Genomic DNA, 16,531 nt, shown 5'->3' with positions numbered 1-16,531 from the left:
GTAAAAACTATTAAAATCAGCTGGAGGTTAATCCACATTGACTTTTGTGGTCTTTTCGGAGGATACGGGGTTAAAAAAATTGACTATTTCAGGCTGCTAATTTAGCGCATTAGGCCGGATTATTTACAAATATTTGGTGAATGACCGTTTTTAGCGGGTAAATGGTGGCTTTTAACCGGGTGTGTGCATGTTGCGTATGTGAAGCGTTAACAATTACACCCCCGGGGTGGAAAGACGTCTTTGTGAACGTTCCCAAACGGCAGACTGTTTCTTGCCCAGGAAGCGGAAAAAGCCATGGAATACCGCCCAGTTCATAAACACGAAATAGAACGGCACATACAGGTATTTTACCTTAACGTTTTTACGCGCCAGCAGGTAGCCCGAAAACGCAGCGCCATAAAAAAGCAGCTGAGCCGCCAGCAGACCGGTGAAAAATGTGCCGGCGCCTTGCACCACCAGGACAATGTTGGCAAGAAGCGCAAGTAACAGGCAAAGTGGGGCCAGCGTCCACCGCAGTACGCGGTGGGAAATGTACTGGAAGGTGATCTTCGGGAACCGGAATGGATTCAGCAGGGGCAGCAGCATGCCGATGGACTGGAAGCCGCCGGCACTGATGCGCACTTTGCGTTTGTATTCATCTGCCAGTGAAGCAGAGGCGGTTTCGGTGGCAAAGGCCCCCGGTTCGTACATAACCGTATAACCGCGCATATTGATGCGGAAGGATATTATAAAATCATCGAGGATGCAATGGGAGGGAATGGGCTCGTACAGTTCCGTACGCACGGCAAACAATTCCCCGGCCGCCCCCATTACACTGTACAGGCTGGCGTCCCACTGTTTCAGCTTGGACTCGTATTTCCAGTACAGCCCTTCGCCCGCGCCCTCGGCGCCGCTATCTGCCGTAGCCATAACTTTCTTTTCGCCCGCTACCGCACCCACCTGCGCGTCGCTGAAGTGTGCGGCCAGTTTCCGGATGGCGCCCGGGTTCAGCAGGGTATTGGCGTCGCAGAAAACGGTAACGGGATGGCTCACATAAGCCATCGCCCGGTTAATAGCAGCTGATTTTCCGCTGCGCTGCGCATCATGAAGCAGGCGGATACGGGAATGCTGCGCCAGTATCGCGGGCGTGGCGTCCGTGCTGCCATCGGTCACAAAAATGATCTCCAGCTTTTCTTCCGGGTAATCCAGCGCCAGCGTATTAGCCACCTTGGCGGCGATAAAATCGGCCTCATTATACGCGGCTATCAGCAGGGTAACCGGCGGTTCCCCCGCAGGAGCGGGGCGTTTGCCAAACAGCAGTTCCTTCAGCTTTACCAGTATATATAATAGAACGCCGTATCCCGCGTATGTATAGCAGACGATAAACAGACTGATGAATAAAAGCAGGGACCAGAAGTACATAGATATGACTGATAAAGCTTTATAAAATGAATACGGGGTTTTTGAACGGGCGTAAAATTAGCTATTCTTCCGAAATTTATGCGGGAATATTCCCCGCGTCTACCACTTACATGAAATTTTTTGGCGTTCACAGGCCGAAAGTTACATTTCACCAAAAAAATATCTTCCGGTAAAAATATGTCCCTATTTTTGACTCCAGTTAAGAGAATATCGCGAGAATGTCGCACAGTTTAAAAAAAACAGGTTCGAATCCTGCATATTAATTTAAATTGTATCTTAGCTCACGAATTTTAACCCGACCTCAATTACCATCTCCTCCTGAAGAACTGAAAAGTTTTTTTAGTATTTCAACCTTATCCATTTAAAGCCTTGAACACCCATCGGCATAACGTTTTGTTATGCAGCATGGATTTTAACAAAACCAGGAAAAAGATAAGGTAATGAAAAAAAAGATATTGCTCATTGATGATAGCTTGCCAATAAGGTTCTTACTGGAAGCAATGTTAGACAAAAAATACAGCACTATTTCCGCACAGGATGGATTAGGAGCAATCATGTGGCTGATGAAGGGAAATACGCCGGACGCGATCATTACAGATCTGGCCATGCCCAATGTGAACGGATGGGAATTGCTCGATTACCTTTCTGACAGCGAGCTGTATAAAGATATCCCCGTGGTGGTGCTGAGTGGTAGTATTGGTTCCGACACCGCGGCTATTACCGCCCGTTACAGCAATGTAGTGGAAGTAATGGAGAAACCCTTTGATCCCGTACAACTGCTGGGTAAAGTAGAAACGGTGTTCAACAGGAAAAAAGAATATGCGACGCCGTGAGAACGATGTTCCTGGCACCGACCCCAAAGGTTTTGTACTAATCTATAACATATGGAAACGACTGCACCTATTACATCATTGGCCCCTACACTTCCACTGCACCAGGCAACCGTCCGGGCAGAAAGGATTGCACTGTTTATCGGTAAGGCTTTCCCCGAGGTTGCCTTCTCGGCTTTTTTCCACCGCGTGATGGAAGGCCACACGGCAAAAGACGGACAGGCACTGATTTCCGACCTGCTGTCGATGGAAAGGAAAGCTCCTGCTGCCATTTTCCTGGATTACAGTACGGTAAGCCGCCGCGACAGTGAAAGCTGGGCAGCTTATTTTAAAAGCTACCAGGCCCTCCGCACCATACCCTTCTTCCTGCTCGCCGGGGAGATTACCGACGAGGTGAAGGTATTTACGAAACAGTGCGGTTTTATCGACGAAGTGGTAACACCTGCCTGCACTGAACAACAGTTGAAGGCCAAGGTGGAGTTCATCAGCAAGATCAAACGCATGCAAAGTGTGCAGGGTGAAAAAATGGCGATGCCCAGGGCTCATTACAAAGGGAAAGGCGTAAGCAACTTCCTGAAACGTTCCCTGGATATCACCGCCGCGAGCTTCGGCCTCATTTGCGCTGCGCCTATAATGCTGGTGATTGCCGCGGCCATCCGCATGGAATCCAAAGGCCCCATCTTTTACGCAGCTAAAAGAGCCGGCAGGAACTATAAAGTGTTCAAATTCTACAAATTCAGGACCATGGTGCCCGATGCGGACAAAAAACTCCAGCAGCTGCAGCACCTGAACCAGTATGCTACAGACGGAAAAGGCCCTGTTTTCTATAAGGTGTCTAACGACCCCAGGATCACCAAACTCGGCAATTTCCTCCGCAACAGCAGTCTCGATGAGCTGCCCCAGCTTTTCAACGTGCTGAAAGGAGATATGTCGCTCGTTGGTAACCGTCCGTTACCTTTGTATGAAGCCACCACCCTCACTACAGACGAATGGGTGGAGCGCTTTCTGGCCCCGGCCGGCATCACCGGCCTCTGGCAGATCAGCAAACGCGGCAAAGCAGAGATGTCTGTGGAAGAACGGATTCAGCTCGATATCAACTATGCGAACAAAAACACCTTCGCGTATGATATGTGGCTGATGGTGAACACGCCGTTTGCCCTTATTCAAAAAGATAATGTATAATGTTACTGATTATTGAGATAATAATTTTTACCTACTTAGCCGGATGCGTCTTTTTTAACTTTTTCTTCTCCGTGGCCGGAAAACTGGCCCGCAGGAAAAAAAACATTGTGCAGCCCCCCCCGTCTTATCAGCGCATAGCCATTCTGGTGCCTGCGTATAAGGAAGACGAAGTTATTCTCTCAGCAGCCGAAAGCTACAGTCACCTCAATTACCCGAAAGCGTATTACGACACCGTGGTGATTGCGGACTCCCTGCGACCGGAAACACTGGAGGCCCTCCGTGGCCCCGGCGTACGTGTGATCCCGGTTTCTTTCGATGTGAGCACCAAAGCCAAATCGCTCAATACAGCTTTTGAACAGCTGGAAGACCGCTACGACCTGGCGCTGATCTGTGACGCGGATAATGTGCTGGAAAAAGATTTTCTCCTCAAAGTGAATCAGGCCTGGCTGGAAGGCAAAGAAGTGCTCCAGGCGCAACGCGTGGCCAAAAACATGGATACACCGTTTGCTATCCTCGATGCGGCCAACGAAATCGTTGCCAATCATATTCACCGTAAAGGCGCCAACGCGGTTGGCCTGTCCGCTCCCGTGATCGGCTCCGGTATGGTGTTTCCTTTCGCATTCGTAAAATCGGTACTGAAAGACATACAGGCTATCGGCGGGTTCGATAAAGTATTACAGCTGTTAGTGGTAGCCCACGGTAAAAAGATACACTACCTCGAAAACGCGCTGGTGTTCGATGAGAAGGTCGAAAACCCGAATGCGTTCCGCAATCAGCGCCGCCGCTGGATATCAGCCCAGATCGTTTACCTCCGGAAATTCTTTGCCCCGGGTATGAAAGCACTTTTCCGCGGTCAGATCGATTATTTCAACCTGGCCGTAATACAGAACATGCTGATGCCGCGTATGCTGCTGCTGGTGGCAGTCGGGTTTTTTACACTGGTATATCTGCTCTTTTCCCCGTATCTTGGTATACCGGCCGCTGCCTGGCTTATAATCATGGCGATGTTTATCATCAGCCTGCTGCTGCCGCTGCCCAAGAAGTTTTACACCACGTATTTCTTTACGGCCATGATGGCGCTGCCCCGTGTGCTGGGTATTATGGTGGCGCTGATGTTCAGGCTGAAAGGCGCAAACAAAACATTCATTCACACTAAACATACCAAAACCGGTATCGACAATCCCCTGTTAGATGGCAACGCAAACTGAGTCATACGGCCCGCTTGTTTCCATCATCACCGTCAACTACAACAATGCCGCGGTGACGTGCGATCTGCTGCGGTCTATTACGCGCAATACCTACAGGAATGTGGAAGTGATCGTGGTGGACAATGCTTCGGCTGAAGACCCCACCACCGCATTGAAAGCGGTGGACCCGGCCGTAAAGGTGATCAGGAGCGAAAAAAACCTCGGCTTCTCTGGCGGCAATAACCTGGGCCTGCGCGCAGCCCTCGGGGAATACCTGTTTCTCGTCAACAACGATACGGAATTTACAGACGGCCTCATCGAAGGCCTGCTGGAACTGTTTGCACAATATCCGGATGCCGGCATCGCGAGCCCTAAATTCCACTACTACTTCCACAAAGGCACCATCGAATACGCCGGTTACCAGGCGGTCGACATCTTTACGGGGCGCAACGGCATGGTGGGCTGCAAGGAACCGGACAACGGACAGTACGACAAGGTTACCGAAACCAATTACGCGCACGGCGGCGGCATGATGATTCCCGCCCGGGTATTGCAGGAGGTGGGCCTGATGCCGGAAATTTTTTTCCTCTACTACGAAGAGTTCGACTGGTGCGAACAGATCAAACGGAAAGGATACAAGGTTTACTATCAGTACAAATCACTGATTTACCATAAAGAGTCGATGACTACCGGGAAGAACAGCCCGCTCAAGACATATTACATCACACGTAACCGCATCCTCTTTATGCGCCGGAATGTGAAGCTGCTTCACCGCGCAGTGTTTATGTGTTACCTGGCCCTGTTCACCATCCCGAAAAACACGCTCACGTTCCTGCTGAAGCGGGAACATGCGCATCTGAAAGCATTCTGGAACGGATTGTTCTGGAATATTAAAAACATCAAAAAAGTTGTCTAATGTGTGGTATTGCCGGTTTTATTGATTTCAGCCGACGCTCCGGGGAAGAAATTCTGCGGGGTATGACTGACGTGCTGCAGCACAGGGGGCCTAATGATGCCGGGTACAAGACGGTAGAGCATCCGTCGTGCACCATCGGGCTGGGCCACCGGCGCCTGTCCATCCTGGACCTCTCCAGCTCGGGGCATCAGCCCATGGAGTTTGGCGCACTCACCATTATTTTCAATGGAGAAGTATACAACTATAAAGAAATCCGGAAAGAACTGGAACAGCATGGCTATACCTTTTCTTCCGGCTCCGATACCGAAGTGCTGCTGAAAGGTTACGACCTCTGGCAGGAGAAAGTGGTGGACAAATGCATCGGCATGTTCGCCTTCGCCATCCTCGACCAGGCGCGCGAAGAACTGGTGCTGGTGCGCGACCGTGCGGGTGTGAAACCTTTATATTATTACTGGCAGAACAATACGCTCCTTTTTGCTTCCGAACTGAAAAGCTTTCACCAGCATCCGCGTTTCCGCAAAGAGATAGATGTCAACAGCCTTTCGCTGTTCCTTCAATACAGCTATATCCCGGCTCCGTATTCCATCTTCAAGGACACCTGGAAATTAAAACCCGGGCATCTTTTGCGTGTTTCACTGAAGCACGGCAACCCCTCCCTTGAATGTTACTGGAGCGTACTGAACGCGTACAGCCAGCCCCTGGTGAAAGACAACGAGGAAGAAGTGCTCCGGAAAACGGAAGCCTTGCTGCAAAGCGCTTACAAGTACCGCATGGTATCAGACGTGCCGGTGGGTGTGTTCCTCAGCGGTGGATACGACAGCACAAGTGTGGCCGCCATTCTGCAGGCCGGCACTGCATCGCGTATCAAAACCTTTACCATCGGTTATAAAGAACAGCAGTTCGACGAATCCGCAGAGGCGAAAAAAATTGCCATGCACCTGGGAACAGACCACCATGAGTGGATCGTAGGCCCGGCAGACGCACTGTCTGTACTGCATAAACTGCCGGAGATTTACGATGAGCCCTTTGCCGACAATTCCACCGTGCCCACCACGCTCGTGAGTTTACTGGCAAGCAAGGAAGTGAAAGTGGCCCTGGGTGGCGATGGAGGAGACGAAATCTTTGCCGGTTACAACAAATTCAACCAGTCGATCGGCTACACAAGCCGCATGCCACGCGCCGTACAGGTGATGGCCAGCGCAGCGATGGGCCTCGTCAACCCGGAACATATCCCGTACTTCAACAAAAAGTACAACTTTGCTACCCGCTTCGAAAAAATGAAACTGATCTGGCATTCCGGCAAACCCGAGATGGCCATGAAATATATCAGCCAGTACGTAACGGAAAGTGAGGCAGACCATTACATGGGTGTGCCGGTAGAACGGTATAAAACCAACTTCGACCTCAATGGCAATCTCACCGCAGTGAATGGAAAGCTGAATCGCCTGCTGGCGGTGGATTATATGACCTTCCTGGTCGATAACAACCTGGTGAAGATGGACCGCGCCACCATGAGCGTGAGCATCGAAGGCCGTGAGCCCATGCTGGACCACCGTTTGGTGGAATACCTCGCCAAAGTGCCGGACGCACTGAAAACAAAAAACAACATCAACAAATATCTCCTTAAAACGATCGTTCACAAATATGTGCCGCGATCCATCATGGAGCGTCCCAAAAAACCGTTCATTGCGCCACTGACGGAATGGTTCAAGGATGAACTGAAATCGCAGATGGATCATTACCTGTCGGCAGACAACCTCAACAGCACCGGGCTGATCAACGGCGCAAACGTGCAGGCACTGCTGCAACGTTACCAGCAAGGTGGCAAAGTAAGCCATCAGAAGCTGTGGAACCTGCTCGTGTTCCAGCTCTGGTACGAACGGTGGATGAAAAAATAGATAACCTCAAAAATCAAATGATAAATTTAAGATCGGGCAATATGAAAATCAGGAATCCGCGATCGCGTTTCGATATCAAAGTAAAGCCGGGCGATAAAGTACTCGAGGTAGGCGGAGGGCACAATCCGCACCCCAGATCCAATGTGGTGGTTGATAAATATGACGATAACAATTATCATCGGAGCGGCGACATTCTCGTGCGTAAAAACCAGCAGTTTATGGTGGCTGACGGTGAGCGGCTGCCTTTCAGGGACCATGAGTTCGACTATGTGATCTGCAACCAGGTGCTGGAACATGTGCCGGACCCCGCGGCCTTCTTACGTGAACAGTTCCGTGTGGCAAAACGCGGTTATATAGAAACCCCTTCATTGATCGGTGAGTTCCTCTTCCCGAAAGCCTCACACAAATGGGTACTGCTGGAAGTAGACAACAAGCTGGTACTCGTTGAAAAAGCGAAGCTGCACTTCAGTCAGCCGCATTTCGACTTCGGAGAACTGTTCCTTACCCAGCTGCCTAAAAGCTCCATCGGGTACAGGATACTGGAGTACACGCACCCGGATTTGCATACCGTGCGCATAGAATGGGAGGGAGGTTTTGATTTTGTCATCGATCCGGAAGATCAGCAGATACGCCAGTACTTCGAAGAGCCCTGGACGGAAGAAATGGTGTTGCGGCATTTTCCCCGCCGTTCCCTGGGAGCGGAGTTATGGGAAGCCACCAGTGCATTTGGCCACTTATGTAAAAGCATTATCAAGTCACGCGTGCTGAAAAAGAAATAGAAATGTTTCTTTGTAAACAGCTGCCTTAAAATAGCGTAATTTTTTTCTGAGTAAAATCAGACAGGAAACTGGTACCGGTTGACGATCGCCGCGTACCAGTTCCTTTTTTTATTGGGCCTGTTCGTAGATGTCACACATCTTTTGCGCGGCAGCTTCCCATGAATACAGGCGGGCATTGTTGATTCCTTTTTCGTAGAGCCCGGCCACCGCGTCTTTGTTATGCAATGCCTCCGTAATCGCTTCACCAATCGAAACCGGGTTGTATGGATCCACAAAGATGGCCGCTTCTCCGGCTATTTCAGGCATGCATGAAATATTGGAGGTAATCACCGGCGTTCCACACGCCTGGGCTTCCAGCAGTGGCAGCCCGAAGCTTTCGCGAAGGGAAGGGTAGAGGTAGAGTGTAGCCAGTGAATATACAAACGGCAGATCATTGTAGGCGATGTAGTCCATGATCTGTAAACGGGGCAGGATATCCTCCGCCTTCAGTTCGCTGATCTGCTGGCGTATATATGTTTTGCTGGAATCGGTAATGACCAGTTTGATGGACGAATCCGGGTGATTGCGGCAGTACCATGCAAATGCGGCCAGCACATTCGGGGTGTTTTTCTTCGGCGCGGGATTGGCAAAGAACAACACGAATTTTTCCGGAAGCGCGTACTTGTCCCTGATCTGCGCCAGCTGCCGGGGATCCGTGCGGGGGGCGAACATGCCGCTCACCCCGTTATGCACTACTTTTACTGCCGAAGCCGGGATGTTCAGCGCCTTGGCGATGTTATGCTGTTCGTACCCTGAAACGGTCACCAGCTCCCGGCCCCTGGCGGCCCTTGGCACAACCGCGCGCCGGTAAAGGTTGCCGAAGTTCTGGTAAGCAGTGCCTTTGAAACTCACGGATTCCAGAAATATGACGTCGTGGAGGGTAATCACCGTGCGCACCCCCGGAAACAGCGGAGCGGTATTGGCTGTACAGTGCAGTACATCCAGCTTGTATTTTTTTATGGCCCGGGGCAACAACCATTGCTCCCATATGGGATATGGGGCCGAGGGCAGCTTAATAATGCGGAAGTTCTCCGTTTCCCGGATACAGGCATCATCAGCATCCTGCTTTACAAAAATGAAATACTCATTTTTTTTGTCTGTTTGCTGCAGATGTTTAATCAGTTCCAGGGCAACAATTTCTACTCCATGTTTCTTAGTTCTGAACAGGCGTTGCGCTTCAATACCAATTCTCATGTAGTTTCAGGGATTTTGAATGAAAAAAAACTATCGCAAGGTAGTCAACTATTGGCAATCATCGGGGAATCCGTGGTCATAAATTCCCCTTCGGGGATTTTAAACAAAGCGCGGCCGTGCAGCTACAGGGTGCCGGAGTTTTGGGCGTATCCGAGTTTGGTCAACACCTTGCGGAAGATGTTCCGGCATTCCCATACACCCAGCCGCATAATATCGCGCCAGCTGAAATGCAGATATTTCTGCAGGCAGAAATAGCCGAATGCCACGCCGACAACAAGATGCAATACCGAAACGGCCGCCACGGCCCTGATGTCCATAAACCACCAGATGAACAGGATATCGCCCAGGACATTGATCGCCAGTTTGAGCACGCTTTTATAAAAACTCAAGTGCGGTTTGTTAATCATGTCCAGCGTTACACCCAGGAAACGGTCTATCGGATACAGGATCGCGGACAGCAGGAAAATGCGGACCACGTCGGTGGCCGGCAGGTAAGTACTGTCTGCAAGGATGAGAATAAACGGTTTGGTGAGCAGTACCGCAATGAAAATGAAAGGGATGATGATGATGGTCACCACGCCAGTATACCGGCAAAAGGCCCTTGCCACGCCGGGCCAGTCGTTCCTGTTTACCGCTGCTGAAATTGCGGGCTGCGCTGTGGCAACAAAACTCCGGAGAATAATCTCGATCACTTCCATGAATTTCTGCGGAATACTGTACATAGCCACAGCGGCAGGATTGAGCATCGTCCGGATAATAAAGCTGTCTGAATAATTGAGCGCCGAGCTGGTGAGCATACTACCCACGATCAGCCGGCCGTACACTACCAGTTCGCGTACTCTCGACCGGGTACGAAAAAAGATCGTGCGTACCTGCGTCCAGCGGAAAAACAGGCTGTAAATGCTGGTGATGGCCAGCGCCAGCGCATAAGCATACAGCACGTTAGGCAGGGTAAAATAGTCTGTCAGGTAAAGCGCACACAGCAATATGAGAAATGAGCCATTCTGCACTACCCGCAGCTGCAATATTTTGTCGAATTTATGCGATGCCTGTAACAGCCAAGAGGCAAAGTTGAAGGGGAGTGAAAACAGGAGCATAGGGCCCAGCCAGCGCATGAACTGCTGCCACACGGGGCTGAGGAACGACGGCGCCAAAAATCCGAGGATACCGCAGGCCAGCAGGTAAACCAGTGTAAGCGTGATGGCGATGTACCAGGCGGCGCCTACCACCTTGCGGCCGCGGTACTCCGGTACGCCTGCGTAAAATTTGATGAGGCCGGATTGCAGCAATGCCGTCCGCATCAGGTCAAGCATCGTATAGGTGGCCAGAAATAATACCCATTCTCCGAAAGCGCCGGGGGCTAACATCCGTACAAGGATCGCGAACGATAAAAGATTGAAAAAAGCCGACACAACATTTCCCATCAATGAGTACAAATGTTGGTTTTTTAGGGCCGAAAGGAGTTTGAAAGCCATTTACTGCAATAAAGTTTGTGATCTAATGAACGCCTTTCAAGTGGATACGATTAATGGGGAGCCGCATAAACGAAACCCTGCGGCCAAAATGCGGGTAAAGGTAGTTTCTTTTTATTAGAATATTAAATGTTATAACGTCAGTTTCTTATACAAAAATGGCAGTCTATCGCTTATAATATGCATTTTTTAATAATTTATAATCAGACTTAATGTATATAAGAAAATTTTATTATTTATTTCGTGGAAATAGTTATTTTCGACGGAATTTTGATGATTTTTATTGTTGTTGTCGTGTTTTTTTGAGATTACTGCAAAGTAACTGTATTCTATAACCATAGTTTTTGATGAAGAACCTTTATACCAATCCTAATTCCAAACCAACAGGCAGGAAAGAACGGAGAAGATGTGTACTAGTGTGGATGATGTTTTTGCTGTTTGCGATGGCTGCCGATGTGCAGGCATCCGGAACGTTGGCCCCGCCGAGGCGGGTGCGGTTGACGGTGAATACACCGGACAACGGTTTTAATTACCCGAATGCGATGACCTCCCTAGGTCTTCTGCCCGGCGACATCATTGAAGTACCGGCGGGAGACTATGCATTCCTGTACCTTGGTAACATCAAGGGCACTGCGGAGAGTCCTGTTCAGGTGATAAACGTCGGAGGGCAGGTGCGCCTCGGCGTCAACAATAAAGCATCTGCCGGTGGTACAGTACTGGCGGTCTCCACATGCTCCAATCTCGAAATTTCCGGTTCCGGCACACCTGGTGTCGAGTACGGTTTTGATATCAATGGCCGAAACACTACGGGTGGTACGCTGACCGGCATTTACCTGGGCCAGGGCTCCACCGATGTTGATGTGCACCATATCAATATTCATGATGTCAGCAGTTTTATTGTAGCCAAAACAACACAAAGCTGCAACAACCCGCAGTGGCTGGATGGCGCATTTACAATGAGGAACGTGAAGATCCACAAGATCAGGGGGCGTAATGCCGCTTACGAAGGTTTCTACATCGGGAATACTAACTATTTATATACGCCGGGCGGCTGTCCCGAAATGCGTTCTCACTGGTTGGAAAACCTGCTGGTGTATGACAACGATCTTGAAACCATGGGGCAGGACGGGATACAGATTTCACTGGCCCGTGGCCCGAACAACAAAGTGTACGGCAACCGCCTGGTGGGGTACGGGAAACTGCGCAATGACGCCCACGGGTACGGGATCCTGTGCGGGGGTGGCAGTTCACTCGAGATATACAACAACAACATTTACGACGGCTATTTTGCCGCCGTAACTATTTTTGGGAGTGGCCTGAGTAAAGTGTATAATAACCTCATCCGAAATATCGAAGTGGAGGAGGGTGTAAGTGCATACGACAAGATTCCTTCCGGCGTGGAGCCCGGCCTGTTTGGGCCAGCGCTCGCTTATGTCTACAACAACACCATCATCAATACGAACCGGAACCAGGACGCGATCAAAATATACGCGTCCCTTACTACCGTGCCGCACCAGGTGTATAACAACCTGATGATAGTCAACGGCACGGCTTACGATACTCCCGAAAAGGGAATTTACGCCCGAGGCGCGCAACCGGTGCTGATTCAAAACGGCAACAACCTCCAGATGGCGGATATCAACGCCGCCGGGTTTGTTAATGTAGCGGGGAGCGACTTTCACCTGACCGCCACTTCCACCTCAGTAGACAAAGGCCGGGACATGCCTGAGCTTACTTTTGACCTCGACAACTACGCACGTCCCAGCAATGGCAAATACGACATTGGGGCATACGAATACAGGAGTACGCCCCCAAACGTAGCGCCCGCGGCAAACGCGGGCGGAGACCAGACAGTACTGTTGCCGGCGACGACCGCGACACTCGATGGTTCCGCTTCCCGCGATTCAGACGGCACAATCGCAAGCTATAACTGGGCGAAGGTTTCCGGCCCCGCAGGCGGCAACCTGAGCGATGCGGCTGCCATAAAACCCACACTGTCCGCTTTACAGGCAGGAACCTACGTGTTTGAGCTGACGGTAACCGATAACCTCGGCGCCAGTGGGAAAGACCAGGTGAGCATCACCGTGAACGACGCGCCTAACCAGGCGCCCATTGCCAATGCCGGCTTAGACCAGACGGTAGCGCTGCCTCTGTCTTCCACTACACTGGATGGTTCCGGTTCCAGGGACAATGACGGTACGATCACCTATGCATGGACCAAAATATCCGGCCCGGCGGGTGGCAATTTCACCGATGTTGCAGCAATCAAACCCATCGTAACATCCCTACAGGCCGGCACTTACGTGTTCCAGCTCACGGTGACTGATAACAAGGGCGCTACCGCTTCAGACCAGATAACCGTCAACGTAACGTCGGCATCCAACCAGGCGCCTATCGCCAATGCCGGCTTGGACCAGACGGTGGCACTGCCTTTGTCTTCGACGACACTGGATGGTTCCGGTTCCAGGGATAACGACGGTACGATCACTTACGCATGGACCAAAATATCCGGTCCCGCCGGCGGCAATTTCACCGATGCCGCAGCGATCAAACCCATTGTAACATCGCTGCAGGCGGGTTCTTACGTGTTCCAGCTCACCGTGACTGACGACAAGGGCGCGATTGCTTCAGACCAGATGACCGTCAACGTAACGTCGGCTGCTAATGTGCCGCCCACAGCTAACGCCGGTCCCGACCAGACATTATCCCAGCCTGTTTCCAGCGCTACTTTAGATGGCTCCGCCTCTTCAGACAGCGATGGAACGCTTACATACAACTGGACCAAAACTTCCGGCCCGTCCGGCGGTACGTTCAATGATGCCACTGCCGTACGGCCCGTTGTTTCCGGGTTGCAGGCGGGCACTTACGTGTTCCAGCTGACTGTTATCGATAACAATGGCGCTACCGCCGCTGACCAGGTCAGCATTACCGTACTGGCTGCTGCCGGCAAACCTGTTGCCAATGCAGGCCCCGACCAGCAGTTCAACCTGCCGCGGAATACCGCCACGCTGGATGGTTCCGCTTCCAGCGATGCACAGTCGCGTATTACCGGTTATCGCTGGGTGAAAATGTCAGGTCCGGATGTAAAATTCTCAGACCCGAATGCTGCCGTACAGCAGGTGTCGCAACTGGCAGAGGGGCCATACGTGTTCCAGCTCACTGTAACGAATGAAGCCGGCCAGTCCGCCACCGCCACCACGAAAGTAACGGTGCTCCCTGCCCCGAATAAAGCCCCCGTAGCGGTACAGGGCAACTTTACGCTGGAGCTGCCGAAGAGTATGGTGGAAGTGGACGGAAGCGCTTCGTATGATGAGGACGGTAAAGTGACCGGTTATGCCTGGGAGCAATTATCCGGCCCCAGAACGGCGCTGATCTGGAATAAACAAGACGCTAAAACGGCCATCAGCAACCTGCTGTTGCCCGGGGATTATATTTTCCGCCTTTCCGTAACGGACAACCTGGGAGCGAAGGGCTTCAAAGACTTCAGTATCCTGGTGTTGAAGGACAAAAACGAACAGGGAGAAGCGCCCATCGTTATTTTCCCCAACCCTGTGGTGAATATGCTGCACCTGAGCATCCAGATGCCTGCCGGTGAAACCAAATTGCAATTGCAGTTCTTCAATACGCAGGGTATGCTGGTGGGTACAGATCAGATTTCCGGCGAGGGAAGGGTTCGTAAAGACATCAATGTCAGCGGGCTTACGGCGGGAATTTACCTGCTGAAAATCACTGGCAGCCAGGGTTACACCTACACCCACCGGTTCGCGAAAGTGACCAGTGCGGGGAACTAGGGTTTTTCCCAGGTATTGGTGGCCTGGTTATACTGTTTCAGTATGCGCGCCGGGTTGCCGCCTACGATGGTGAAAGGAGGTACGTCTTTGGTAACAACACTGCCTCCTGCCACCACCGAATGCCGGCCTATCCGTACGCCCGCCGTCAATACGGCGTTAGCGCCTATCCAGCAGTCGTCTTCCACGATGATTTCGGCCGTTGTTACGGGCTGTAATGATATGGGAAGGTTAATATCCTCATAATTATGGTTCAGGCCTGACATCACCACGTTCTGCGCGATGATGACATTATTCCCGATGCGTACCGGCCCGATCAATACATTGCCGATGCCGATGCGCACATGTTCTCCGATGTGCACGGCGCCCACCCCGTTATTGACGGTTGCAAAATCCTCGATAGTAGAATGTGCACCCAGTGTAAACGGGTTAAATGGTAGCACATCCATCCGTGTTCTGCGCCGCACCAGCGCACCCTTCCCTTTTTTGTGGAAGAACGGGTTTACCAGCCATTTTACCCAGGTGCGGGGCCTCGCCTGACCACGGGGTATCAGCATCAGCAGTACAAACTGCTTCAATTTCTCGTTCTGTTTTATTTTTTCTTTGAAGCTCATAGGCCTTTGGAAAGGATTGCGTTATAAATAGCATCTACCGAATTTTCCCAGGTATGGGAACGGGCAAAATCCATCCGTTGACGGGCAACGGCAGGCGTGTTTTCAGCGAGGGCCTTTTCTGTCAGCGCCACATAATCTCCGGGCTGCTGTGCAAGGTAAACATGATCCCGGAACAGGCTCATGGTTTGCGTGGCGGTAGCTACTACCGGCTTGCCCATCGCAAGATATTCATCGATTTTAAGCGGATAATTACCGATCGTCACCGGGTTCACCAGCTGGGGATTGAGGCAAACATCAAAATGCCTGATGTATGCTGCCAGCTCGGGCAGTTCTTTCCGGCCGAGGAAGTGCACGTTTGGCATACTGTGCAGGCGGCTGGACCGGAATGTATCGTCTTCCGGGCCCACCAGCACGATCTGCCAGTCCGGGCGTGCATCGCCCATCTGCTCCAGAATGCCGATGTCGAGGCGGATCGAGTTTAATGCGCCTACGTACCCGATCCTGGTGCCGGAAATGGCGGCCAGGTCGGCAGGGACCGGGTGGTCTTCTGCGGCGTTGAACAGGCTGAAGTCGCAGCCCTGGCCTACGTAATGACTGTTGGTATTGTACTGCTTCAACATATCGGCCAGGTACAACGAATTGGCCACGGCTACGTCCGCCTTGGCAATGTGCTGCGGTTCCAGCGTGGTGCCGTGCTTTTTCCAGTAATCGACACCCAGCAGGTAGTCGCGGCTGTAATAAATATAGGTCTTGGGCTGAAGATATTCTTTCATGTAAAAGCCACGGAACATGTCGTTATCGTTAAACACGATCAGGTCCCTGAAACCCAGCTGATCTGCCGCTGCTTTGATATCCGCGGCGAATTTCCGGTTGTTCCGCCGGTTGAACCAGGAAAACACGGGGGTGAAAGGTATCCAGTTGATGGATTCCACAGTGGTGGGAGGGTACAGGTTCCACATGTTGTCGCCGATAGGAACGATGGCTTCTTTTTCGCCACGGGTCGCTTGCAGGTGATAGCCGATATTGGGGTCTTCCTTTGCGTGGAGGATCGTCCGCCTGTCGAGCGGGGAATTTACGTAGAGTACCCTGTTATCTTTTGCCAGCTGGCGGGCGATGTTTTTACAATTGCTTCCGATGGGGGTATACCATTGTTGCAGGCCGATTATAACAAAATCTCTGTTTTGTATGCGCATGAGCTAGGAATAAATACCAAATTTTTGAGACAAATCCA

The 16,531-nt window shown here is 51.3% G+C and carries 12 protein-coding genes; 7 read left to right on the top strand and 5 right to left on the bottom strand.

The features are described 5' to 3' along the window. Window positions 1-213: 213 nt before the first annotated feature. Window positions 214-1,401 (bottom strand): glycosyltransferase family 2 protein, encoded by a 1,188-nt coding sequence (locus tag EGT74_RS14830; RefSeq protein WP_123847366.1) that lies wholly within the window; start codon window positions 1,399-1,401, stop codon window positions 214-216. 440 nt (window positions 1,402-1,841) lie between these two features. Here EGT74_RS14830 and EGT74_RS14825 point away from each other — a divergent pair, with 440 nt between their 5' ends. The 6 genes from EGT74_RS14825 to EGT74_RS14800 all read left to right on the top strand — a co-directional run bounded on the left by EGT74_RS14825 (window position 1,842) and on the right by EGT74_RS14800 (window position 8,193). After that, entirely contained in the window at window positions 1,842-2,234 is a 393-nt protein-coding gene (locus tag EGT74_RS14825; protein WP_123847365.1) for a response regulator, read from the top strand. Window positions 2,235-2,285: 51 nt separating this feature from the next. After that, window positions 2,286-3,413, top strand: coding sequence for a sugar transferase (locus EGT74_RS14820; RefSeq protein WP_246008220.1), 1,128 nt, complete (start codon window positions 2,286-2,288; stop codon window positions 3,411-3,413). 71 nt (window positions 3,414-3,484) lie between these two features. Continuing rightward, window positions 3,485-4,621: a glycosyltransferase gene (locus EGT74_RS14815; protein ID WP_158618164.1), complete on the top strand. Its 1,137-nt coding sequence runs from the start codon at window positions 3,485-3,487 to the stop codon at window positions 4,619-4,621. Next, on the top strand, window positions 4,605-5,516 hold the full coding sequence (locus EGT74_RS14810) for a glycosyltransferase family 2 protein (protein WP_123847363.1): 912 nt from the start codon (window positions 4,605-4,607) through the stop codon (window positions 5,514-5,516). Before EGT74_RS14815 ends, EGT74_RS14810 begins: the two co-directional genes overlap by 17 nt. Next, the gene (gene asnB / locus EGT74_RS14805) at window positions 5,516-7,414 is read left to right on the top strand and encodes an asparagine synthase (glutamine-hydrolyzing) (protein ID WP_123847362.1); all 1,899 of its coding nucleotides are present in this window, start codon (window positions 5,516-5,518) and stop codon (window positions 7,412-7,414) included. The genes EGT74_RS14810 and asnB overlap by 1 nt, the downstream gene beginning before the upstream one ends. A gap of 41 nt (window positions 7,415-7,455) precedes the next feature. Next, window positions 7,456-8,193: a class I SAM-dependent methyltransferase gene (locus EGT74_RS14800; RefSeq protein ID WP_123847361.1), complete on the top strand. Its 738-nt coding sequence runs from the start codon at window positions 7,456-7,458 to the stop codon at window positions 8,191-8,193. Window positions 8,194-8,301: 108 nt separating this feature from the next. Here EGT74_RS14800 and EGT74_RS14795 read toward each other — a convergent pair whose 3' ends face one another. After that, window positions 8,302-9,426: a glycosyltransferase family 4 protein gene (locus EGT74_RS14795; RefSeq protein ID WP_123847360.1), complete on the bottom strand. Its 1,125-nt coding sequence runs from the start codon at window positions 9,424-9,426 to the stop codon at window positions 8,302-8,304. 122 nt (window positions 9,427-9,548) lie between these two features. After that, the gene (locus tag EGT74_RS14790; protein WP_246008290.1) at window positions 9,549-10,850 is read right to left on the bottom strand and encodes an oligosaccharide flippase family protein; all 1,302 of its coding nucleotides are present in this window, start codon (window positions 10,848-10,850) and stop codon (window positions 9,549-9,551) included. Window positions 10,851-11,245: 395 nt separating this feature from the next. Here EGT74_RS14790 and EGT74_RS14785 point away from each other — a divergent pair, with 395 nt between their 5' ends. After that, a complete protein-coding gene (locus EGT74_RS14785) occupies window positions 11,246-14,689 on the top strand; it encodes a PKD domain-containing protein (RefSeq protein WP_123847358.1) in 3,444 nt (1,147 codons plus the stop codon). Here the strand turns inward: EGT74_RS14785 and EGT74_RS14780 are convergent. Together EGT74_RS14780 and EGT74_RS14775 are read right to left on the bottom strand one after the other, a co-directional pair. After that, window positions 14,686-15,300, bottom strand: a complete 615-nt coding sequence (locus EGT74_RS14780) for an acyltransferase (protein WP_123847357.1) — start codon at window positions 15,298-15,300, stop codon at window positions 14,686-14,688. The genes EGT74_RS14785 and EGT74_RS14780 overlap by 4 nt on opposite strands. Then, the gene (locus tag EGT74_RS14775; protein WP_123847356.1) at window positions 15,297-16,493 is read right to left on the bottom strand and encodes a glycosyltransferase; all 1,197 of its coding nucleotides are present in this window, start codon (window positions 16,491-16,493) and stop codon (window positions 15,297-15,299) included. The genes EGT74_RS14780 and EGT74_RS14775 overlap by 4 nt, the downstream gene beginning before the upstream one ends. Between the last annotated feature and the right edge of the window lie 38 nt (window positions 16,494-16,531).

This window comes from Chitinophaga lutea, assembly GCF_003813775.1.
GTDB classification, from domain to species: Bacteria; Bacteroidota; Bacteroidia; order Chitinophagales; family Chitinophagaceae; genus Chitinophaga; species Chitinophaga lutea.
The sequence above is the reverse complement of the archived record's forward strand: the minus strand, read 5'-3'. Positions and strand labels throughout refer to the sequence as shown.